Annotated in this window: 19 protein-coding genes and 1 pseudogene; 17 read left to right on the plus strand and 3 right to left on the minus strand. The window is 73.4% G+C overall.

Annotated elements, in window-relative coordinates:
* Nucleotides 1–307 precede the first annotated feature (307 nt).
* The 11 genes and pseudogenes from lepB (ACFV0O_RS37650) to ACFV0O_RS37700 all read left to right on the plus strand — a co-directional run bounded on the left by lepB (ACFV0O_RS37650) (nucleotide 308) and on the right by ACFV0O_RS37700 (nucleotide 11,035).
* Nucleotides 308–1,030, plus strand: coding sequence for a signal peptidase I (lepB, locus tag ACFV0O_RS37650; RefSeq protein WP_380348748.1), 723 nt, complete (start codon nucleotides 308–310; stop codon nucleotides 1,028–1,030).
* Nucleotides 1,014–1,970, plus strand: a complete 957-nt coding sequence (gene lepB / locus ACFV0O_RS37655) for a signal peptidase I (RefSeq protein ID WP_380348750.1) — start codon at nucleotides 1,014–1,016, stop codon at nucleotides 1,968–1,970. The genes lepB (ACFV0O_RS37650) and lepB (ACFV0O_RS37655) overlap by 17 nt, the downstream gene beginning before the upstream one ends.
* Before the next feature lie 421 nt (nucleotides 1,971–2,391).
* Complete coding sequence (gene lepB, locus ACFV0O_RS37660) at nucleotides 2,392–3,396, plus strand: signal peptidase I (RefSeq protein ID WP_380348752.1); 1,005 nt, start codon at nucleotides 2,392–2,394, stop codon at nucleotides 3,394–3,396.
* A 145-nt stretch (nucleotides 3,397–3,541) separates the two neighbouring features.
* Complete coding sequence (gene lepB / locus ACFV0O_RS37665; RefSeq protein WP_380348754.1) at nucleotides 3,542–4,300, plus strand: signal peptidase I; 759 nt, start codon at nucleotides 3,542–3,544, stop codon at nucleotides 4,298–4,300.
* A 112-nt stretch (nucleotides 4,301–4,412) separates the two neighbouring features.
* Nucleotides 4,413–4,892, plus strand: coding sequence for an NUDIX hydrolase (locus ACFV0O_RS37670; RefSeq protein WP_380348756.1), 480 nt, complete (start codon nucleotides 4,413–4,415; stop codon nucleotides 4,890–4,892).
* Nucleotides 4,893–4,947: 55 nt separating this feature from the next.
* Nucleotides 4,948–5,274 (plus strand): DUF2469 domain-containing protein, encoded by a 327-nt coding sequence (locus ACFV0O_RS37675; RefSeq protein WP_030056781.1) that lies wholly within the window; start codon nucleotides 4,948–4,950, stop codon nucleotides 5,272–5,274.
* A 168-nt stretch (nucleotides 5,275–5,442) separates the two neighbouring features.
* Nucleotides 5,443–5,961 (plus strand): YraN family protein, encoded by a 519-nt coding sequence (locus tag ACFV0O_RS37680; protein ID WP_380348758.1) that lies wholly within the window; start codon nucleotides 5,443–5,445, stop codon nucleotides 5,959–5,961.
* A gap of 1 nt (nucleotide 5,962) precedes the next feature.
* Complete coding sequence (locus tag ACFV0O_RS37685; RefSeq protein ID WP_380348760.1) at nucleotides 5,963–7,672, plus strand: YifB family Mg chelatase-like AAA ATPase; 1,710 nt, start codon at nucleotides 5,963–5,965, stop codon at nucleotides 7,670–7,672.
* Nucleotides 7,669–8,907, plus strand: coding sequence for a DNA-processing protein DprA (gene dprA, locus ACFV0O_RS37690; protein ID WP_380348762.1), 1,239 nt, complete (start codon nucleotides 7,669–7,671; stop codon nucleotides 8,905–8,907). The genes ACFV0O_RS37685 and dprA overlap by 4 nt, the downstream gene beginning before the upstream one ends.
* Before the next feature lie 519 nt (nucleotides 8,908–9,426).
* Nucleotides 9,427–10,182: pseudogene (whiG, locus tag ACFV0O_RS37695) on the plus strand (RNA polymerase sigma factor WhiG); the annotation flags it as partial.
* A 268-nt stretch (nucleotides 10,183–10,450) separates the two neighbouring features.
* Complete coding sequence (locus tag ACFV0O_RS37700; RefSeq protein ID WP_360262095.1) at nucleotides 10,451–11,035, plus strand: helix-turn-helix domain-containing protein; 585 nt, start codon at nucleotides 10,451–10,453, stop codon at nucleotides 11,033–11,035.
* 191 nt (nucleotides 11,036–11,226) lie between these two features.
* Here the strand turns inward: ACFV0O_RS37700 and ACFV0O_RS37705 are convergent, their stop codons facing one another.
* Nucleotides 11,227–11,667, minus strand: a complete 441-nt coding sequence (locus ACFV0O_RS37705; RefSeq protein ID WP_380348764.1) for a M23 family metallopeptidase — start codon at nucleotides 11,665–11,667, stop codon at nucleotides 11,227–11,229.
* 890 nt (nucleotides 11,668–12,557) lie between these two features.
* Here ACFV0O_RS37705 and rpsB point away from each other — a divergent pair.
* The 6 genes from rpsB to rlmN all read left to right on the plus strand — a co-directional run bounded on the left by rpsB (nucleotide 12,558) and on the right by rlmN (nucleotide 18,822).
* On the plus strand, nucleotides 12,558–13,445 hold the full coding sequence (gene rpsB, locus ACFV0O_RS37710) for a 30S ribosomal protein S2 (RefSeq protein WP_376156723.1): 888 nt from the start codon (nucleotides 12,558–12,560) through the stop codon (nucleotides 13,443–13,445).
* Between the two features lie 129 nt (nucleotides 13,446–13,574).
* Nucleotides 13,575–14,414 (plus strand): translation elongation factor Ts, encoded by an 840-nt coding sequence (tsf, locus tag ACFV0O_RS37715; protein ID WP_360262074.1) that lies wholly within the window; start codon nucleotides 13,575–13,577, stop codon nucleotides 14,412–14,414.
* Nucleotides 14,415–14,675: 261 nt separating this feature from the next.
* Nucleotides 14,676–15,440: a UMP kinase gene (gene pyrH / locus ACFV0O_RS37720; protein WP_189923573.1), complete on the plus strand. Its 765-nt coding sequence runs from the start codon at nucleotides 14,676–14,678 to the stop codon at nucleotides 15,438–15,440.
* 98 nt (nucleotides 15,441–15,538) lie between these two features.
* Complete coding sequence (frr, locus tag ACFV0O_RS37725) at nucleotides 15,539–16,096, plus strand: ribosome recycling factor (RefSeq protein WP_360262075.1); 558 nt, start codon at nucleotides 15,539–15,541, stop codon at nucleotides 16,094–16,096.
* A 293-nt stretch (nucleotides 16,097–16,389) separates the two neighbouring features.
* The gene (locus tag ACFV0O_RS37730) at nucleotides 16,390–17,643 is read left to right on the plus strand and encodes a phosphatidate cytidylyltransferase (RefSeq protein WP_380348773.1); all 1,254 of its coding nucleotides are present in this window, start codon (nucleotides 16,390–16,392) and stop codon (nucleotides 17,641–17,643) included.
* Between the two features lie 78 nt (nucleotides 17,644–17,721).
* Nucleotides 17,722–18,822, plus strand: a complete 1,101-nt coding sequence (gene rlmN, locus ACFV0O_RS37735; protein ID WP_360262076.1) for a 23S rRNA (adenine(2503)-C(2))-methyltransferase RlmN — start codon at nucleotides 17,722–17,724, stop codon at nucleotides 18,820–18,822.
* An 8-nt stretch (nucleotides 18,823–18,830) separates the two neighbouring features.
* On the opposite strand, the gene ACFV0O_RS37740 is transcribed toward rlmN, so the two are convergent.
* Complete coding sequence (locus tag ACFV0O_RS37740) at nucleotides 18,831–19,982, minus strand: hypothetical protein (RefSeq protein ID WP_380348768.1); 1,152 nt, start codon at nucleotides 19,980–19,982, stop codon at nucleotides 18,831–18,833.
* A gap of 27 nt (nucleotides 19,983–20,009) precedes the next feature.
* Nucleotides 20,010–20,765 carry an ABC transporter ATP-binding protein gene (locus ACFV0O_RS37745; RefSeq protein ID WP_380348770.1) on the minus strand — a complete coding sequence of 252 codons (756 nt, stop codon included), beginning with the start codon at nucleotides 20,763–20,765 and terminating at the stop codon, nucleotides 20,010–20,012.
* Nucleotides 20,766–21,092 lie beyond the last annotated feature (327 nt).

The raw sequence follows: 21,092 nt of genomic DNA on the forward strand, positions 1-21,092 counted from the left end.
TCTCATTTCGTCTTTATCGACAGTCGGGTCTCCCACCCCCGCCCCCTCCCCCCCCACCCCCCCCCGCGCGCTCCCCGGGCCCCCCCCCCCCCCGGTCTGTCGTCGCGGCGCGCGGGCCCCCGGGGTCGTTTCCGCTTCCGGGCCCGATTCCGAGGCCGTTTCCGGGCCCGCTTCCCGGCCCGCCGCGGCGGACGGCCCCGGGGCTCCCGGAGGAGCTCGCGCGGGTGTTCTCGCAGGGGTTCCCGCAGGTGTTCCCGCAGGTACTTCCGAGGGCGTTCCCGAGGAGGCGGCGACCGGTGCCCCCGCCGTGCCCGGGGACGCCGCCGAGGGCTCGGAGGAGGACGAGGAGTCCGGCCACTCGCGCTCGCGCGACCTGCTGCTGTTGACGGGGATCTGCCTGACGGCCCTGGTCCTCGTGAACGCCTTCGTCGCGCGTCCGTTCGCGGTGCCCTCCGGATCGATGGAGAACACCCTGCGCCCGGGTGACCGGCTGGTCGCGAACCAGCTCGCGTACGCCTTCGGCGGTCACCCCCGGCGGGGCGACGTGGTGGTCTTCGACGGGACGGGCTCCTTCCTGCGGGAGTCGGCGAAGCCGCAGGGCTTCTGGGACGGCGCGCGTTCGCTCGCCAAGGACCTCGGGCTGGCCCCGGCCGGGGACACTGTGTACGTCAAGCGCGTGATCGGCGTCGGCGGCGACCGGGTGACGAGCACCGGCCCGGGCGCGCCGATCACGGTCAACGGCGTGCCGGTGGACGAGACCTCCTACCTGGCGCCGGGGGACGACCCGTCGAGCGTGGCCTTCGACGTGGTGGTGCCGGCCGGCGAACTGTGGGTGATGGGCGACCACCGCAGCGCCTCCCGTGACTCCCGCGACCACCTCGGCGAGCCCGGCGGTGGCTTCGTGCCCGAGGACAAGGTGATCGGCCGGGCGGACTGGGTGGTCTACCCGTTCTCGCGCTGGACCGATCTGGACCGGCCCGCGGCCTTCGCCGCGACTGCGGGAACGGGTGGTCATGGGAGCCAGGGGTAGGGGCCGGACCGTCGACCGCCCGACCCGCGAGCCGGACGACCGCGAGCCGCACGACCGGGGGCCGGAGGATGCCGGGCCGGCGGGTGCCCCGGCGGTGCGCGGCCGGGCCGAGCGCCGCCGCAGCGCCCGGCGGGCGGCCCGTCGGCGCAAGCGGTCGCTGGTTCGCGAAGTCCCGATGATCATCCTGGTGGCCCTGCTGGTGGCGCTGGTGATGAAGACCTTCCTGATCCAGGTGTTCGTGATCCCCTCGGGTTCGATGGAGCAGACCATCCGGATCGGGGACCGGGTACTGGTGGACAAGCTGACCCCCTGGTTCGGCAGCGAGCCGCAGCGCGGCGACGTGGTGGTGTTCAAGGACCCGGGCGGCTGGCTGGAGAACGACCACAAGCCCTCCGACGACGGCCCGGTACTGGGCGGGGCCAAGCAGGTGCTGACCTTCGTCGGACTGCTGCCGTCCGACAACGAGCAGGACCTGATCAAGCGGGTGATCGGTGTCGGCGGGGACACCGTCGAGTGCTGCGACGCGCAGGGGCGGTTGAGCGTCAACGGACACCCGGTGGACGAGACCTACCTCGCGCCCGGCAATCCGCCGTCCCGGCAGCCCTTCAAGGTGAAGGTGCCCGAGGGGCGGCTGTGGGTCATGGGCGACCACCGGGACGTCTCCGCCGACTCCCGCTTCCACATGGGCAATCCGGGCCAGGGCACCATCCCGCTGAGCGGCGTGGTCGGTCGAGCGTTCGTGATCGCCTGGCCGCTGGACCGCTTCCATCAACTCGACGTGCCGGCTTCACTCTCCTCTCTCGACCGGGTTCCCCAGGCCGGTGGAACTGCCGCGGAATCCGTGGGCGTTGGGCCGGTTCCTGTGGAACCTCCGCTCGTTATGGGTGTGTTGGGCATCCTTCCGTTCCTCGGCCGTAGGCCTGGGCGGCCTCCGGAGTGAGTCGTGCCGGCCGCCGAGCGGCCGTGCCTCGCGTGTGGGACCGCGAGCCGGATGCCCCGGAGTGATAGAGAAGTGCAGGTGCGGCCGGGAGTGCTCCCCGCCGCGAGTCGAGGGCCTGGGGGTGTCAGGGGAGCCCCCCGTGGGCCCCCCAGTGGCGTTGAATGTCGTGGCGTGTGTGGGGGGCGCGCCCGGGGGGGGGCGGGCGCTGGGGTGGGGGCCCGGGCCCCGGCACCCGGCTTTTGTATTATAAATGCGGGGGGGGGGGGGCGCGCCCCCCCCCCCCGAGTCGAGGCCGTGCTGGTGTCAGGGGAGCCCCCGGTGGGCACCCCTGAGGCGTTCATGGTCGTGGCGAGCGTGGTGCCCGCTGTGCGGCACTCTGAGCGCGGGCGCGCGGGCGTCCGCACAGCAGGGAGGAGACGTTGTGGGGGATTTGGTGATCGGCGCCCGCTCGGGTGCCGGAGAGCCCGAAGGCCAGGGCCGTCGGGCGGCCCGGTCCGCCGAGCCGTCGGCACCCTCGGCCGCGGTCGACGACGCCGCGGCCCAGACCGCCGACGAACAGGGCGCCGGAGCCGAGGACTCGTCGGACCCCTCGCAGCCGGAGACCGGGTCGGCGGACGGGTCGGAGTCGGAGGCTGCGGGCAAGCCGCGCAAGCCGCGCTCCTTCTGGAAGGAACTGCCGATCCTGGTCGGGATCGCGCTGATCCTCGCGCTCGTGATCAAGACCTTCTTCGTCCAGGCGTTCTCCATTCCGTCGGAGTCGATGCAGGACACGCTGCAGGTCGGCGACCGGGTCCTGGTCGACAAGCTGACCCCCTGGTTCGGGGCCGAACCCGAGCGCGGCGAGGTCGTGGTCTTCCACGACCCGGGCGGCTGGCTGAGCGACGAGCCGACCTCGCAGAGCAGTAACTCCTTCCTGCGCGGCGTCCAGGACGTGCTCGGCTTCGTCGGTCTGATGCCGTCCGCCAACGAGAAGGACCTGATCAAGCGGGTCATCGCGGTCGGCGGGGACACCGTCGAGTGCGAGGGTGACGGGCCGGTCAAGGTCAACGGCGTCGCGCTCAACGAGCCGTACATCTACCCGGGCAACACTCCCTGTGGTGACCACCCCTTCGGGCCGGTCAAGGTGCCCAAGGGGCGGATCTGGGTGATGGGCGACCACCGCGCCAACTCGCTGGACTCCCGCTTCCACATGGACCAGCCGGGTGGCGGCACCGTCCCGGTGGACAACGTGATCGGGCGCGCCTTCGTGGTGGCCTGGCCGATCAACCACTGGGCGACGCTGCCGGTGCCGGCCACCTTCGACCAGAAGGGCCTGGCGGCGGCCGCGCCGATGGCGCCCCCCGTGGCCGGTGCGGTGGGGGCCGTCGCCCTGCTCCCGCTGGTGCGTCGGGTGCGGGGCCGGGCGGAGCGCCGGAAGGAGTCCTGAGCCCCACCGGGTTGCCCCCGACTCTTGCGCGGGCCGTGGTACCGACGAGTAATCTGCTCGGACGTGCCCCGGCCCGTCGGCGTTCCCGCCGGTGCCTCCGGCGTGCCAGTGGTGTTCTCCGGTCGGCCAGAGGTGGACGGTGTCGATGACCAGTGTCGTGGAGCAGTCGGCCGACCGCGCGCCCGCGCCCGCCCGTGAGCGCCGCCGGCCCGCCGCGGTGCTGCAGGGCGTCGCGCTGGCGCTCGGGCTGGTGCTGATGATCGGCGGCTTCGCCCTCATCGCGGTCGACTACCGGCCGTACAACATCCCCACCGCCTCGATGCACCCGACGCTGCAGATCGGGGACACCGTGCTCGCCCGCAAGGTCGGCGGCGGGGCCGTCGGCCGGGGCGACGTGGTGGTCTTCCGGGACCAGTCCTGGGGCGGCGACGAGCTCATGGTCAAGCGCGTGGTCGCGGTCGGCGGGGACACCGTCGCCACCAGCGGGGACAACCGCCGCCTGACGGTCAACGGACAGCCGGTGGACGAGCCCTACCTCGCGGCCCAGGGCCGCCAGGGCGAGTCGTTCAGCGTGACGGTGCCGCAGGGCCGGCTGTTCCTGCTCGGCGACAACCGGGTCGGCTCGCTCGACTCCCGCACCCACCTGGAGGTCGACGGCGGGACCGTCCCGGCCGTGGCCGTCGAGGCCAGGGTCGAGGCCACCCTGAAGCCCTTCGGCCGGACGGGCCTGCTCGCCCGGACCACCGCCTTCGACGGCTTCGCGGGGCCGGGGGCGTCGAAGCCCGGCCCGCTGGAGCCCGCCGCCTACGCCACCGTCGCCGGCGCGGCACTGATCCTGCTGACGTCGGCGGTGGGCGGGGTGGCGGGCCTGGCCCGCCGGCTCCGCCGGGGGAGCGGCTCCTGAGCGGGGCCGTCGCGGTCCGGGCCGCTCTGCCGAACATCGCCCCGGACGGCGGCGCCGGGTGGCAGGATCGGTAGCGCCACCGATGCGAACGGAAGGAGCGTGGAGCGCCGCCATGACAGCACAGCGCCGCAGGGCGGCGCGGATCCTGCTGCTGGACGGGCTGGACCGCATCCTCCTCTTCCTGGGCACCGACCCTGCGGTCCCCGGGGAGACGTGGTGGTTCACGCCCGGAGGCGGCTTGGAAGCCGGAGAGGACGTGCGCGAGGCCGCCGAGCGTGAGCTCGCGGAGGAGACCGGCTTGCGGGGCGTGGACCTGGGGCCCTTGGTGGCGTACGGCACGGTGTCGTTCTCCTTTCGGGGACAGCGCTACGAGCAGGAGCAGTGGTTCCACCTGGCCCGGACCACGGAGACGGACCCGGCCCTGGACCACTCCGGCACGGGCGCGGACGAGCACGCCCAGCTGCTCGCGGCGCGCTGGTGGACGGTCGAGGAACTGAGGGGGACCGGCGAGACGGTGTATCCGGCCGGCCTGGCGGACTTCCTGGAACGGCTGCTGGTCGAGGGCCCGCCGGTGGATCCGGTACGGCTCTGACCGTGGGTGCGGTGGTCCACAATGGGTGGACGCAACAAGTTGAGGGGACGCCTGGATGAGTGCCGAAGATCTCGAGAAGTACGAGACCGAGATGGAGCTCAAGCTCTACCGGGAGTACCGGGACGTCGTCGGCCTGTTCAAGTACGTGATCGAGACCGAGCGACGGTTCTACCTCACCAACGACTACGAGCTGCAGGTGCACTCGGTCCAGGGCGAGGTGTTCTTCGAGGTGTCGATGGCGGATGCGTGGGTCTGGGACATGTACCGGCCGGCCCGGTTCGTCCGCAAGGTCCGGGTGCTGACCTTCAAGGACGTGAACATCGAGGAACTCGCGAAGAGCGACCTGGAGCTGCCCTCGGACGAGTCCGGCTTCGGGAACTGACGTTGGACGACTCCGTCCCGTGTTGTCCAGCCGAATTTCGCGGGATCGGGGCTTCTCACCCCTGTGGGTGACAGGAGTTGTCCACAGGCCCGGGTTATCCACAGGGAAACGGAAAGTCCGGGCCCGGACGGGCGCGGTGGTGCAGCCTCCTCGGCGGAGGTGGTCACCATGCAGCACACCGTCGTGCAGGACCAGGCCGTACCGGACACGGCCGCAGCCGGGAAGGAGCCGCCCGGTACCCCGGACCGCGGCAACCCGGCCCGCAGCACCAGGACCGGGCTCGGCCGCTACGGGGAACGGGTCGCCGCCCGCCGCCTCACCGAGGCCGGGCTCCGCATCCTGGACCGCAACTGGCGCTGCGTCGAGGGCGAGCTGGACATCGTCGCCCTCGACGGCGACACCGTGGCGGTCTGCGAGGTGAAGACCCGCTCCGAGCGGAGCTTCCAACAGCCCACCGAAGCCATCGACCGGGCCAAGGCGGCCCGGCTGCAACGCCTCGCCGAGCGTTGGATGGCCGAGCGCTGGCCCGGTCATTTCGCCCGGCTGGCCGGGGCCGACGACGACGTGGCGCCGACGGATCCGCACTGGCCCCCCGCCCCGCCGGGCGGGGTGCGGATCGACCTGGTCGCCGTGGTCAACCGGGCGCGGGGTGCGGCCCTGGTCGACCACCTGCGGGGGGTGGTCTGAGATGGCCTTCGCCCGTACCTGTTCCGTCGCGCTGGTCGGCGTCGACGGGGTGATCGTCGAGGTCCAGGCCGATCTGGAGCCCGGGGTGGCCGCGTTCACCCTGGTCGGCCTGCCCGACAAGGCGCTCTCCGAGGCCCGCGACCGGGTCCGCGCCGCGGTGGTGAACAGCGGCGAGGCCTGGCCCCAGCGCAAGCTGACGGTCGGCCTCAGCCCCGCCTCGGTGCCCAAGAGCGGCAGCGGCTTCGACCTCGCGGTGGCCTGCGCCGTGCTGGCCGCCGCCGAGCGGCTCGACCCCTCCGCCATCGCCGACCTGCTGATCATCGGCGAGCTGGGGCTGGACGGCCGGGTGCGGCCGGTCCGCGGGGTGCTGCCGTCGGTGCTGGCGGCCGCCGAAGCCGGCTACGAACGGGTCGTGGTCGCCGAGCAGACCGCGCCCGAGGCCTCGCTCGTCCCCGGGGTCACGGTCATCGGCGTCCGCAGCCTGCGCCAACTGGTCGCGATCCTGACCGGCGGGACGGCGCCGGAGGAGCCGCCCGACCCGGTCGGGGGCCGGCCGGATCCGCTGATGGCGGGGCTGATGCTGCCCTGCGCGAGTGTGCGGGGCCTCTCCGAGGACAAGGCCTCCCGCCTCGACATGGCCGACGTGGCCGGCCAGTACGAAGCACGGCGAGCCCTGGAGATCGCCGCCGCCGGAGGACACCACCTCTACCTGAAGGGCCCGCCCGGCGCGGGCAAGACCATGCTGGCGGAGCGACTGCCCGCGCTGCTCCCGCCGCTGACCCAGAAGGAGGCGCTGGAGGTCACGGCCGTGCACTCGGTGGCGGGCCTGCTCCCGGTCGGGCGGCCGCTGATCGACACCGCGCCCTACTGCGCCCCGCACCACTCCACCACGATGCCCGCGATCGTCGGTGGCGGCAGCGGACTGCCGAGGCCGGGCGCGGTCTCGCTGGCCCACCGAGGCGTGCTGTTCCTGGACGAGGCGCCGGAGTTCCCGGTCCGGGTGCTCGACGCGCTGCGCCAGCCGCTGGAGTCGGGCGAGGTGGTGATCGCCCGCTCGGCCGGGTCGCTCCGGCTCCCGGCCCGCTTCCTCCTCTGCCTGGCCGCCAACCCCTGCCCGTGTGGTCGGCACTCCCGGCGCGGCGAGGGCTGCGAGTGCACGCCGGTGATGGTCAACCGCTACCAGGGGCGGCTCTCCGGGCCGCTGCTCGACCGGGTCGACCTCCAGGTCCAGGTCGCCCCGGTGACGAGGATCGAACTCATGGAGCGGGACGCCACGGCGGAGAGCACCGAAACCGTCGCGGCCCGGGTGCGGGCCGCACGGGAGCGGGCGGCGGCCCGGCTGGCGAACACCCCGTGGCGGACCAACGCGGAGGTCCCGGGCCACGAGTTGCGCACGCGCTGGCAGCTCGCGCCCGGCGCGCTCAACGACGTCTCACGCCAGCTGGAGCGGGGGGTGCTGACCGCCCGGGGCCTGGACCGGGTGCTCCGGGTCGCCTGGACGGTCGCCGACCTCGCCGGTCGCGACCGGCCGGACCGGCGGGACGTGCGCACCGCCCTGGTCCTGCGCACCGGGGTGGAGCAGGGGCTGCCGCCGATCGAGCGGACCCTCGGCAAGCTCGGGGGCATCCCGGCCCAGCGCGGCGGCCCGCCGGACGTGGGTCGGCGAGGGGCACCCGAGGAGCCCGCGGAGCGGACGGAGGACGGGACATGACGCAGCAGGTGGGACACCCCCACGATGCGGTCGGGGCCACCGCCGACCCCGCCGGTACCGTCGGCACCACCGTCCCTGCGGGCCCCGCAAGCCCCGCGAGCCCCGCGGCGGCGACCGAGCCCGAGCGCCTGGCCCGCGCCCTGCTCTGCCGGCTCAGCGAACCCGGGGACGCGGTGGTCGGCCGCTGGCTCGACCGGCTCCCCGCCGTCGACGTGGTCCGGGCGATCCGGGACGGGACGGTGCCGGACCACCCGGGGCTGGATTCCGCCCGGCTGGCCGGTTACCAGGCGAGACTCCCGGGGCTGGACCCGGAAACGGACCTGAAACGGGTACGGCGCGCCGGCGGACGGTTCATCATTCCGGGGGACACGGAATGGCCCAGCCAACTCGACGACCTGGGAGACGGACGCCCCGTCGGTCTCTGGACGACGGGCACGGGCTCGCTGCGGCTGCTCGCGCTGCGCTCGGTCTCGGTGGTGGGCTCCCGGGCCTGCACGGCGTACGGCGCCCACGTCGCCGGGGAGCTGTCGGCCCAACTCGCCGAGCGCGGCTGGGTCGTGGTGTCCGGAGCCGCCTACGGGATCGACGCGGCAGCCCACCGCGGCGCGCTCGCCGTCGGCGGGATGACCGTGGCGGTGCTGGCCTGCGGGGTCGACGTGCCCTACCCGAAGGGGAACGCCGAACTGATCCGGCGGATCGGCGTCCAGGGCCTGCTGATCAGTGAACTCCCGCCCGGCGAGCACCCGAACCGGTTCCGCTTCGTCCTCAGGAACCGGGTCATCGCGGCACTCACCCGGGGCACCGTAGTGGTCGAGGCGGCCGTCCGCAGCGGAGCCCTGAGCACGGCCAGACGGGCGCGGGACCTCAACCGCCACACCATGGGCGTCGCCGGCCCGGTGACCTCGGAGCTCTCGGCCGGGGTGCACGCCCTGATCCGCAGCGGCGCCGCCACCCTGGTCACCGACGCGGCCGAGATCACCGAGCTGATCGGAGCGATCGGGGACGACCTGGCCCCGCAGCGCAGCGGGCCGGTGCTGCCGCGCGACCTGCTGGAGCCTCCGGTGGCCCGGGTCCTGGAGGCCGTGCCGGCGACGGCAGAGGGCGCGCCGGTCGAGCGGCTGGCCCGTCAGTCCGGCCTCCCGCCGGACGAAGTGCTCCAGCGGCTCTACGAGTTGGGCTCGCTCGGCTACGTCGAGCGACACGGCGCGCACTGGCGCATGGTGCGGAGGAGGTGACTATCCGGACGGAGAACAGGCGTGCGTCGGGGGAGGGCGTGTCCGAACCGCCCGGCTGACCTGCTGATCCGGTTCTTCCGCTCGTGTGCCCGGATCCGGTGAGTCAACGCCACCGGATCGGGGGACGACCGAGTGGTGGTAGCGCTTTGCAGCGAGTCGGTCACGCTACGCTCCACATGCCTTCCCTATCAGCACATGACTCGGCAGAACGGCGCAGACCAACGCATGCCCACACACATTCCCGGACACAGAGTGACCGGTGGCGCTCGGTCCTCGGGAGGGCCGCGGACCGAGCGGCGCCCCGCGACCGAGTTCCCGCCCAAGTCGGCGGGGACGATGGGAGGCCTGTCGCGTCAGGGCGGCCGGCCGACGGTGGTCCCGGGCCAGCCCGCGGACACGGCTCGGGGTGCCGAGGCGGTCCGGGCCGCTGACGCGCCGGCGGACGTACCCGTCGGCGCGCCGGCCGGATCACCCGAGGACGCCGGACGGGCCGGGCGGGACACCGCGGCCCAGGGGCGCAGCGCGCTCGAGGAACTCTGGCGCTCCTACAAGGAGAGCAGCGACCAGCGGCTGCGCGAGCAGCTGATCCTCCACTACTCACCACTCGTCAAGTACGTGGCGGGCCGGGTCGGGGTCGGCCTGCCCTCCAACGTCGAGCAGGCGGACTTCGTCTCCTCCGGGGTCTTCGGGCTGATCGACGCGATCGAGAAGTTCGACATCGACCGCGCCATCAAGTTCGAGACCTACGCGATCAGCAGGATCCGCGGCGCGATCATCGACGAGCTGCGCGCCCTGGACTGGATCCCGCGCTCGGTGCGGCAGAAGGCGAAAGCCGTCGAGCGGACGTACGCGACGCTGGAGGCCCGGCTGCGCCGGACGCCGCACGATCCCGAGGTCGCGGCGGAGATGGGCATCGCGATCGAGGACCTGCACGCCATCTTCAGCCAGCTGTCGCTCGCCAATGTGGTGGCCCTGGATGAGCTGCTCCACCCGGTAGGGGAGGGTGGCGACCGGCTGAGCCTGATGGACACCCTGGAGGACCACGGCGCGGACAACCCGGTCGAGGTGGCCGAGGACCGCGAGCTGCGCAGACTGCTGGCCCAGGCCGTCAACACCCTCCCCGAGCGGGAGAAGACCGTGGTGACGCTCTACTACTACGAGGGCCTCACCCTCGCCGAGATCGGACAGGTGCTGGGGGTGACGGAGAGTCGGGTGAGCCAGATCCACACCAAGTCCGTCCTCCAGCTGCGCGCCAAGCTCTCGGACGTTCGGTAGCGCGGGGGCTCGGAGCCGAACCCGCCCGGTGGTCCGCGGGTCGCCCGCCCGTCTGCCCGTGTGCCCGCCCGTCCGCAGGCCCGCCGGCCCCGGCCCGCACGCACGCCCCTGGTCCCGGGCGTCCGGCGCAGCAGGGTTCGCCCGCCTGGCCCGGCGGGCCGCGCGGCCGGGCCGGGCCGGGCCGGGCCGGCTCCTCATGCGCGGCGCCTTATCAGCCGTCGGTAGGGCTCCGTACAGTGGGAGCGTGCCGAAGATCCGAGCGGCCACGGTGGCCGAGCATCGCCAGCTGCAGCGCGCAGCCCTCCTCGACGCTGCCCGCAGCCTGCTCACCGAGGGCGGCAAGGAGGCGCTGACCTTCCCCGCGCTCGCCGCGCGGACGGGGCTGGCGCGTTCCTCGGTCTACGAGTACTTCCGCTCCCGCGCCGCCGTGGTCGAGGCGCTCTGCGAGGTGGACTTCCCGCTCTGGGCCGCCGAGATCGAGGCAGGGATGGAGAGCCGCGACACCGCCGCCGAGCGGATCGAGGCGTACGTCCGGGGCCAGCTGGCGCTGGCCGCCGACCCGCGTCACCGCGCGGTCGTGGCGATCTCGGCGCTGGAGCTCGACGGGGCCGCGCGCGAGCGGATCCGGGCGGCGCACGGCAGGCTGGCCGGTCTGGTCGTCCGGGCGCTGGAGGACCTGGGCCACGAACGACCCCGGCTCGCCGCGGCGCTGTTGCAGGGCGTGGTGGAGGCCGCCGTCCGTCGAGCCGAGCAGGCGGTCGCAGGTGAGCGCACCGGGTGCCTGGCCGAGAACCCCGAGGAGATCGCAGATGCTGCTGTCGCCCTCGCGCTGCACGGCCTGAGCCGGGCGTGACCGGCAGTGCCTGACCGGCAGTGCCTGATCGACCGGCTGCCCGTTGTCGGCCGATCGCTCGTCGGTCGGTAGCTCGACGGCTGCCTGCCGCCCACCGGCGCCCTGCTGCCCACCGGCGCCCCGCCGCTCGCCGACGCCCTGCTGCCCACCGGCGCCCCGCCGCCCACCGACGCCCCGCCGCTCGCCGCGCGTCAGCCGCCAGTCGGCCGTCCGTCGTTCGCCGGCCCGGGGCCCAGCGGCAGCAGGCGGGCCCGGCCTGTGCCGAACAGGGTCAGCGGGTCCAGGTAGTGGCGTCCGCGCAGCAGCCCCCAGTGCAGGCAGTCGCCTGCGGCGCAGTGCCGTCCCTCCGGGGCGAGCCGGCCGATCACCTGTCCGGCGGCTACCGCGGTGCCGACCGGGAGGGAGCCGGTGACCGGTAGGTAGGTGGTCCGGAGCGGGGGAGACCCCGAACCGGGGTGGGAAACGGTCACCACCGGACGCCCGGCCACCGATCCGGAGAACGCGATCACCCCGGCGGCCGCCGCCCGTACCTCCGCCCCGGGCTCGGCGGCGAGGTCCACGCCCCGGTGCCCGGCGGCCCAGGGCGCGGTCGGCGGTTCGAACCGTCCCAGGAGTCCGGGGGCTCCGCCCACCGGCCACGCCCGTGTGCCGCTCCGGCCGGGTGCCCCGCCGGAGCCGCCCGCCGCACCCGCCGTGGCCCCCACCGCCTCAGCCACCGTTCCAGCCCCAGCCCCAGCCACCGCCCCAGCCCCGGCCACCCCCTTTGTGCCCGCTTGCGTTCCCGCCCGTAGTCCCGCCGGGACCGTCACCCCGGCGGCCCCGGCCCGGGGCACCCCGAGTGCCCCCACCACCCCCAGCACCACCCCCACGGCGACCAGCCCCCGAATTCCGACGAACCACGCACGAGCAGTCATGCGCGAAGGTTGGCCGTCCGCCCGCGGCCGCACCACCCGCATCCGGATTCCTGTGGACAAACCGCCCCCGTGCCCGGTCGCCGTCCCTCCGGCGGGTGTACGGGCGCCGCCATCCGGTGTATGTGCGGCATACCGGTGACGATCCGCGGGCAGGCAGCCGACCGGCGCACGCACGCTCCCGCACGCCACCGGAACCGGCCGGGGCGCCCGCGGTCGGCACTCGCCGCCGCCGGGCGCCGACCCACCCGTCCGGGCCGATCCGGGACTCTTCCCAGGTCCCCGGCAGGCCCCCGGCCGCTCGTGAAGTCGCCCGCCGCTCGGCGCTTCCCGTACACTTCACACGCGACCCGGTCCGCCGGGTCGACTTCGCACGCCCCGCCACCGGTGGTCGGACACGGTTCTTCCGCGGCCCCGCCAGGTGCGAGTGCCGCTCGGTCCGCCGAGCCCGACCGGCCCCGGCCGAGCGGGTGGAAAGCGGCTCGGCACGTTCGGGGCGTCAGGCGTGGCTGTCACCTGGCCGCCACGGAAACCGAGCCTGACCCGGCTGCGGACGGTCGTCACTGCGACGAGCCGCCACCGCCGGGCCGTAACACCTGAGGAGCACGGCTATGGCCGTCGTCACGATGCGGGAGCTGCTGGAGAGCGGCGTCCACTTCGGTCACCAGACCCGCCGCTGGAACCCGAAGATGAAGCGCTTCATCATCACGGAGCGCAACGGCATCTACATCATCGACCTCCTGCAGTCGCTGAACTACATCGACCGCGCCTTCGAGTTCATCAAGGAGACCGTTGCCCACGGCGGCAGCGTCCTCTTCGTCGGCACGAAGAAGCAGGCCCAGGAGGCCATCGCCGAGCAGGCCACCCGCGTGGGCATGCCCTACGTGAACCAGCGCTGGCTCGGCGGCATGCTGACCAACTTCTCGACCGTCTACAAGCGTCTGCAGCGCCTCAAGGAGCTCGGCGAGCTGGACTTCTCGGACGTGGCCGGTTCCGGCCTCACCAAGAAGGAGCTCCTGGTCCTCCAGCGCGAGCACGACAAGCTGGAGAAGACCCTCGGCGGTATCCGCGACATGCAGCGCGTTCCCAGCGCCGTCTGGATCGTGGACACCAAGAAGGAGCACATCGCGGTCGGCGAGGCCCGGAAGCTCAACATCCCGGTCGTCGCCATCCTCGACACCAACTGTGACCCCGACGAGGTCGACTACAAGATCCCGGGCAACGACGACGCGATCCGCTCCGTCACCCTGCTGACCCGCGTGATCGCCGACGCCGTCGCCGAGGGCCTGAAGTCCCGCGCCGGTGTCGCCAAGGGCGACGCGAAGGCCGAGCCGGGCGCCGACCAGCCGCTGGCCGACTGGGAGAAGGACCTCATCGAGGGCGAGAAGAAGGCCGAGGAGGCCCCCGCCGCCGCCGAGGCCCCCGCCGCTGAGGCCCCCGCTGCCGAGGCTCCGGCCGCCGAGGCCCCCGCCGCCGAGGCGCCGGCCGAGCAGGCCTGACGTACCAAGGGTGAGGGGCACCCACCGGTACGACGCCGGTAGGTGCCCCTCTCTCCCGCGCCGGGACCGAACCATCGGTCCCGGCGCATCCCCACGCAGACACGCGAGACGCGAGAAGAGATTCACACCATGGCGAACTTCACCGCCGCGGACGTCAAGAAGCTCCGTGAGCTCACCGGCGCCGGCATGATGGACTGCAAGAAGGCCCTGGACGAGGCCGAGGGCAACGTCGAGAAGGCCGTCGAGCTCCTGCGCATCAAGGGCCAGAAGGGCGTTGCCAAGCGCGAGGGCCGTGACGCCTCCAACGGCGCCGTTGCCGCCCTGATCGCCGAGGACAAGAAGTCCGGCGTCCTGGTCGAGCTGAACTGCGAGACGGACTTCGTCGCCAAGGGTGACAACTTCGTCCAGGTCGCCGACGCCATCGCCGCCCACGTCGCCAAGACCGTCCCGGCCGACCTGGACGCCGCCCTGGCTTCCGAGATCGAGGCCGGCAAGACCGTCCAGCAGTTCGTGGACGAGGCCAACGCGACCCTGGGCGAGAAGATCGTCTTCCGTCGCTTCGCCCAGTTCGCCGGTGACGGCTTCGTCGCGGTCTACCTGCACAAGACCAGCCCCGACCTGCCGCCGGCCGTCGGCGTCCTGGTCGAGCTGGACAAGGAGAACGCCGAGGTCGCCAAGGACGTCGCGCAGCACATCGCCGCCTTCGCCCCGAAGTACCTGTCCCGCGAGGACATCCCGGCCGAGGACCTCGAGAACGAGCGCCGCGTCGCCGAGGCCACCGCTCGCGAGGAGGGCAAGCCCGAGGCCGCCCTGCCGAAGATCGTCGAGGGTCGCGTCACCGGCTTCGTGAAGGAGCACTCCGTCCTGGAGCAGGCCTTCGCCAAGGACAACAAGAAGACCGTCGCCAAGGTCCTCGAGGAGAACGGCGTCGCCCTCAAGCGCTTCGCCCGCTTCCGCGTCGGCGCCTGAGCCACGTTCCACCTGGTCCCCGGCCCCTTTAGGCTGGGAACCACCCCCGCCCGCTGACCAGGGCGGGCGGAACGCCGAACGGGCTCACCCAGCGCCAACCGCCCACGGGCGGGCTCGCGTCGGCACCATGAACGACGAGGAGGCCATTGCCGTGCAGGACACCGAACCGGTTCCCGCGGCAGTGGCCTCCTCGCGTGTACGCGCAGGCGGGGCATCCGCACACCCGCGCCTGTGACCAGTAGGTGCAAAAAGGAGAAGTCCATGCAGGAGACGCAGGAGACCGCGCAGGACCCCAAGGACGGCTCGCGCCGCCGGGTGCTGCTCAAGCTGTCCGGTGAAGCCTTCGCCGGTGGTGGCGGGCTCGGCGTCGACCCGGACGTCGTGCACGCGATCGCCCGGGAGATCGCCACGGTCGTCCGCGCCGGTACCGAGGTCGCGGTGGTCATCGGCGGAGGCAACTTCTTCCGGGGCGCCGAGCTGCAGGTCCGCGGGATGGACCGGGCCCGCTCCGACTACATGGGCATGCTCGGCACCGTCATGAACTGCCTGGCGCTGCAGGACTTCCTGGTCAAGGAAGGCATCGAGACCCGGGTCCAGACCGCCATCACCATGGGCCAGGTCGCGGAGCCGTACCTGCCGCTGCGGGCCGTCCGGCACCTGGAGAAGGGCCGCGTGGTGATCTTCGGCGCGGGTATGGGCATGCCGTACTTCTCCACCGACACCACGGCCGTCCAGCGCGCGCTGGAGATCCACGCCGACGTCCTGCTGATGGGCAAGAACGGCGTGGACGGCGTCTACGACTCCGACCCGCGGACCAACCCGGACGCGGTCAAGTTCGACGCGCTGGAGTACTCCGAGGTCATCGCGCGCGACCTCAAGGTCGCCGACCTCACCGCGATCACGCTGTGCAAGGACAACAACCTCCCGATGCTGGTCTTCGAACTGCTGGCGGAGGGCAATATCGCGCGTGCGGTGAAGAGTGAGAAGATCGGCACACTCATCAGCCAGGATTCTGTCCGGGCCTGAGCAGCAACCAGTTGTACGGAACGGCGCGGGAGCCGCGACCGGCGACCGCGCCGGCACCGGTCGGCACAACAGCAGATGAACCGGACAGGGAGACCACAGTGATCGAAGAGACCCTCCTCGAGGCCGAGGAGAAGATGGAGAAGGCCGTCGGCGTCGCCAAGGACGACCTCGCGGCCATCCGCACCGGCCGCGCGCACCCGGCGATGTTCGCCAAGATCGTCGCGGAGTACTACGGCGCCATCACGCCGATCAACCAGCTGGCCTCGTTCTCGGTGCCGGAGCCCCGGATGGCGGTCGTCTCGCCGTTCGACAAGACCGCGCTGAAGGCCATCGAGCAGGCGATCCGCGACTCCGACCTGGGCGTCAACCCGTCGAACGACGGTTCCATCATCCGCGTGGTGCTGCCCGAGCTGACCGAGGAGCGCCGCCGGGAGTTCATCAAGATCGCCCGGACCAAGGGCGAGGACGCCAAGGTCTCGATCCGGGCCGTGCGCCGCAAGGCCAAGGACGCCATCGACAAGCTCGTCAAGGACGGCGAGGTCGGCGAGGACGACGGCCGCCGCGGCGAGAAGGAGCTCGACGACACCACGGCCAAGTACGTGGCCCAGGTCGACGAGCTGCTGAAGCACAAGGAATCCGAGCTGCTCGAGGTCTGATGAACGACGCCCCTGACGCCCCTGGCTACTGGGGCCCGTCCGACCAGCAGTTCCAGCCCTACCGCCCGGCGCCGCAGCCGCACCCGCAGCAGCAGGCACCCCGTACCCCGGCCCACCCGGCGCCGGGGTACGGCGAGCCGCCGGCGCCGGTCCAGGGACACCCCGGCCACCCGGGCGGCCCGATGGTGCCCCCGGGCGCGCCGGGTGCCGTCCCGGCCGGCCGGGGCCTCCGTTCGGATCACTCGCAGCAGCCTCCGGTGTACTGGGGCGGCGACGCGGAGGAGACTCAGGTCATGCCGCCCGTACCGGCCGACCCCGGCCCGCCCCCCGGTGTGCCCGGCCGCACCCGGCCGACCGGTCACGGCCCGGCCTCCTCGGGCGGTCAGCCCGGTCAGCCCGGTCAGCCCGGTCAGCCCCGCCGCCCCGCTCCCGGCGGCCCGGCCGACCCCGCCGCGGGGCCGGCCAGGGAGGCCGGCCGGCTGAGCGGGCCGCTGTTCCGGGACGAGCAGCCCGAGGCCGCGCCGCCCGGTGTGACGGAGACGGTCGTGCTGCGCGCGATACCCGACGACACCGCCCCCGCCCCCGGCAGCCCGCCGTACCCGGGGGCACCGGTGCACCCCGCGCCGCCGCTCAGCCACCCGGCGGCCGGGCATCCCCACTTCGTGCCGTCGTCCCACCCAGGGCAGGAGACACCCGTGGCCGCCCAGCCCGACCCGCAGCCGCAGCCGCCCAAGCAGCGCGGTGGCCGTAACCTCCAGGCCGCCATAGGCGTCGGGGTCGGCCTCGGCGCGGTGATCGTCGCCTCGCTGTTCGTGGTGAAGGCGTTGTTCCTGGTCGTCGTGATGGCCGCGGTCGCGGTCGGCATCTGGGAGCTGACCAGTCGGCTCGCCGAGCGCAAGCAGATCAAGGCGCCGCTGATCCCGCTGGTCGTGGGCGGCCTCGCCATGGTTGCCACCGGCTACTGGGCCGGGGTCCAGTGGGCGGCGGCCTCGCTCGCGCTGACCGGGCTGGCGGTGATGGTCTGGCGGATGGCCGAGCCGCCGGAGGACTACCTGCGGGACATAACGGCAGGGGTGTTCACCGCCTTCTACGTGCCGTTCCTGGCCACCTTCGTGGCGATGATGCTGGCGGCCGACGACGGCCCCCAGCGGATCGTGCTCTTCCTGATCGTCACGATCTGCAGCGACACCGGCGCCTACGCCGTGGGCTACAAGTTCGGCCGGACCAAGCTGGCCCCGACGATCAGCCCCGGCAAGACCCGCGAAGGCCTGGCCGGCGGCATCGCCCTGTCGATGCTGGCGGGCGCGGTGCTGATGCAGCTGATCATCGACGACGGCAGCTGGTGGCAGGGCCTGATCCTGGGTGGCTGCGCGGCGGTCACCGCGACCCTTGGCGACCTGGGCGAGTCGATGATCAAGCGCGACCTCGGGATCAAGGACATGGGCACGCTGCTGCCCGGCCACGGCGGCATCATGGACCGGCTGGACTCGCTCCTGCCGACCGCCCCGGTGGTCTGGCTGCTGCTGGCGGCCTTCGTCGGCAGCTGACCCGCCACACGCGCACGAAGGAGGGCCCCGGACGCCTGGCGTCCGGGGCCCCCGCGCGTCTGCGACACTGGAACAACCATGCCTAAGCCCGGAGAACTCACCTTTGTCGCGCCGCGCGGTGCCAAGCCCCCGCGACACCTCGCCGATCTGAGCCCCGCCGAGCGCAAGGAGGCCGTCGCCGAGCTGGGCGAGCAGCCGTTCCGCGCCAAGCAGCTCTCCAACCACTACTTCGGCCGGATGTCGAACGACCCGGAGAGCTGGACGGACATCCCCGCCGCCAGCCGGGAGAAGCTCACCGGGAGCCTGCTGCCCGAGCTGATGTCGGTGGTGCGGCACGTCTCGTGCGACGACGACGCGACCCGCAAGACGCTGTGGAAGCTCTTCGACGGCACGCTCGTCGAGTCCGTGCTGATGCGCTACCCGGACCGGGTCACCATGTGCATCAGCTCGCAGGCCGGCTGCGGCATGAACTGCCCGTTCTGCGCGACCGGCCAGGCCGGACTGACCCGCAACCTGTCCACCGGTGAGATCGTCGAGCAGATCGCGGCCGGGATGCGCTCGCTGAAGTCCGGTGAGATCCCGGGCGGCGAGGCGCGGCTGTCCAACGTGGTCTTCATGGGCATGGGCGAGCCGCTGGCCAACTACAACCGGGTGCTGGCCTCGATCCGCCGGCTGACCGACCCGGCGCCGGACGGCTTCGGCCTGTCCCAGCGCGGCATCACGGTGTCGACGGTCGGGCTCGTCCCGGCGATGCACCGTTTCGCGGACGAGGGGCTCAGCTGCCGCCTGGCGCTGTCCCTGCACGCCCCGGACGACGAGCTGCGCGACGAGCTGGTGCCGGTGAACACCCGGTGGAAGGTCGCCGAGGTGCTGGACGCGGCCTGGAACTACGCGGAGAAGTCCGGCCGCCGGATCTCCATCGAGTACGCGCTGATCAAGGACATCAACGACCAGGCCTGGCGTGCCGACCTGCTCGGCCGACTGATCAAGAACCGCCGGGTGCACGTCAACCTGATCCCGCTGAACCCGACTCCGGGTTCCAAGTGGACCGCCTCCCGGCCCGAGGACGAGCGCGAGTTCGTCCGCCGGCTGCAGTCGCACGGCGTGCCGACGACCGTCCGCGACACCCGGGGCCAGGAGATCGACGGCGCCTGCGGCCAGCTCGCCGCAGCGGGTTAGTCCGGAGGTCAGCGCAGGCCGGCGGCCGCCAGTGCGGCGGTCGCCCCGCCGGTCAGCAGCAGTGCGGTGCCGACCGCCAGGGTGCGCAGCGCGACGGCGCCGAACAGCAGCCGGGGCGAGGCACCGAGGCGCAGCAGCGCGTCGGTGACGTTCCGGCGGTCGGAGCGCACCTCGGCCAGCCGGGTGGCCACGGCGGCGGCCGCGCAGCCGAGCACCAGGCAGGCCTCGACGGCGGGGAGCGCGTCGGCGCTGCCGGGGGTGCCGATCCAGTAGCGGATGGTGGTGAGCACCAGCGCGACGGCGAGGGTGAGGACGGCCAGCGGCGCGCCGAGGCGCGGGGCCTGGGCGGTGAGGCCGCGTCCGGCGAGCAGCCGCAGCGGGGTGGGCCGGCCGAGGGCGAGCAGTCGTCCGGTCCAGGCCAGGAGGGGGCCGGTGAGCAGGGCGAGGCCGAGGGCGCTCGCGGCCCAGCCGCCGAGTGCGGCGGTGCTGGTGGTGCCGAGCCCGGCGGGTAGGTGGACCGGGCGGCCGTCGACGGCGGCGCCGGGCCGCAGGGCGATGAGTTCGAGGGCGGTGCCGATCACGCCGAGGCCGACCGGCAGGGCGATCCGCCAGGCGCCGAAACCGGTGCCGCGGCGGGCGCGGTCGCCGGGCAGGTGCTCGGTGACGGAGACGGCGCAGGCCGCGGCGGTGCCGGCGGTGAGCGGGACCAGGGCGAGCAGGGTGACGGGCGCTGCGGCCGGCAGGGGCACGCCCATGCCGAGGTCGGGGGCGAGCGAGGGCCCGGCGATGTCGTTGCGCAGCACCAGGAAGACCAGCAGGGTGAGCACGCTGCCGAGGGTGCAGGCGAGGGCGACCTCGCCGGCGATCAGGGTCCGGATCCGGCGGGAGCCGGCGCCGGCGGCGGTGAGGCCGGCGATCCGCTCGGGGCGCCGGGCGGGTACCGCGCGGGCGGCGACGGCCGCGAACCAGGCGACGGCGGCGAGCGGGGGGAGGCACCAGAGCAGCCGGACCAGGGGGTCGGCGCCGCCGAGCGGGCCGCTCATCGCCCGGCCGAGGGAGCGCAGCAGGAAGGCGGCGACCACGGCGGCGGCCAGCGCGGTGAGCAGCCAGCGGCCGAGGTCGGGCACCCGGTAGCCCCGGGCCAGACGGAGATAGAACACGTCGACTCTTTCAGCGGCTCGGCGTCGTCAGCGGCGGGTGGCCGTGACGGCGGACGCTCCGGAGACTCCGGACGCGGCGGGGCCGCGCGGGACGGGGGCGGCGGGGGCGGCGAGCCGTCCGTCGACGAGGGCGACGGCGCGGTCCGCGAACCGGACGAGCTCGGGGTCGTGGGTGGCCAGGACGAGGGTGAGCTGGTGCGAGCGGGCCGCACTGGTCAGTATCCGCAGGACCTGGTCGGCGGCCTCGCGGTGCAGCGGGGCGGTGGGGTCGTCGGCGAAGACGACGGGCGGCAGCGGGGCCAGGGCGCGGGCGACGGCGACGCGCTGGCACTGGCTCTGGACCAGCCGGTCGGGGCGCTGCTTGGCGAAGTCGCCGACGTCGAGGCGCTCCAGCCACTCGTCGGCGGCGGTGTAGGCGGCCTTGTTGCCGGCCCCGGCGAGCAGCAGCGGGAGGGCGACGTTCTCGCGGGCGGTGAGTTCGGGGACCAGGTGCGGTTCGGAGCCGACGAAGCCGAAGCGGTCGCGGCGCAGTCGTTCGCGGCCGGCCCGGGTGAGGGTGTGCACGGGGGCGCTGTTGAACCAGACCTCGCCGTCGTCGACCGGGAGCTGGGCGGAGAGGCAGCCCAGCAGGGTGCTCTTGCCGGAGCCGCGCGGGCCGGTGACGGCGAGGACCTCGCCCTCGCGGACGCCGATCGAGATGCCGCGCAGGGCGGGGGTGCCGTGATGGGACTTGACGATCCCTCGGGCCCACAGCACGTCGTTGTCAGGCGGTGCCGCTGACATGAGGTTCCATCCTGGGAGCCGCAGGGATATGACAGTCGTCAGATTAGAACGACCGGGGCGGGGCGCGGTTGCGGCGCACTGGTCCATCACGGGCAAATCACCCGCATTCAGGCATGTTTGGTCCTGTGACTGTGATGTTCCGGTTTGGTCGTACGACCGCGGTGGTCCGGCGCGGGGACGGCGGGGGGGGGGGGCCGCGGGGTCTGGGGCGGGCGCACACCAGGCCCCCCCCCCCCCTCTTTTCTTTTCAATCCCTTCCCGAATTCCACACCACCTTCTGTTCGTATCCGGACGGGCCAGTTCTGCTACCGGAACACGGTCCGGGAG

Origin of the sequence: Kitasatospora sp. NPDC059577 (assembly GCF_042735475.1) — a bacterium.
Lineage (GTDB): Bacteria > Actinomycetota > Actinomycetes > Streptomycetales > Streptomycetaceae > Kitasatospora.

Bases quoted from the DNA above. Each gene is read 5' to 3' on its own strand.
- lepB (WP_380348750.1), top strand. From the start codon at position 1,014: ATGGGAGCCAGGGGTAGGGGCCGGACCGTCGACCGCCCGACCCGCGAG.
- lepB (WP_380348754.1), top strand. From the start codon at position 3,542: ATGACCAGTGTCGTGGAGCAGTCGGCCGACCGCGCGCCCGCGCCCGCC.
- ACFV0O_RS37670 (WP_380348756.1), top strand. From the start codon at position 4,413: ATGACAGCACAGCGCCGCAGGGCGGCGCGGATCCTGCTGCTGGACGGG.
- ACFV0O_RS37675 (WP_030056781.1), top strand. From the start codon at position 4,948: ATGAGTGCCGAAGATCTCGAGAAGTACGAGACCGAGATGGAGCTCAAG.
- ACFV0O_RS37680 (WP_380348758.1), top strand. From the start codon at position 5,443: ATGCAGCACACCGTCGTGCAGGACCAGGCCGTACCGGACACGGCCGCA.
- ACFV0O_RS37685 (WP_380348760.1), top strand. From the start codon at position 5,963: ATGGCCTTCGCCCGTACCTGTTCCGTCGCGCTGGTCGGCGTCGACGGG.
- dprA (WP_380348762.1), top strand. From the start codon at position 7,669: ATGACGCAGCAGGTGGGACACCCCCACGATGCGGTCGGGGCCACCGCC.
- rpsB (WP_376156723.1), top strand. From the start codon at position 12,558: ATGGCCGTCGTCACGATGCGGGAGCTGCTGGAGAGCGGCGTCCACTTC.
- tsf (WP_360262074.1), top strand. From the start codon at position 13,575: ATGGCGAACTTCACCGCCGCGGACGTCAAGAAGCTCCGTGAGCTCACC.
- pyrH (WP_189923573.1), top strand. From the start codon at position 14,676: ATGCAGGAGACGCAGGAGACCGCGCAGGACCCCAAGGACGGCTCGCGC.
- ACFV0O_RS37730 (WP_380348773.1), top strand. From the start codon at position 16,390: ATGCCGCCCGTACCGGCCGACCCCGGCCCGCCCCCCGGTGTGCCCGGC.
- rlmN (WP_360262076.1), top strand. From the start codon at position 17,722: ATGCCTAAGCCCGGAGAACTCACCTTTGTCGCGCCGCGCGGTGCCAAG.
- ACFV0O_RS37745 (WP_380348770.1), bottom strand. From the start codon at position 20,765: ATGTCAGCGGCACCGCCTGACAACGACGTGCTGTGGGCCCGAGGGATC.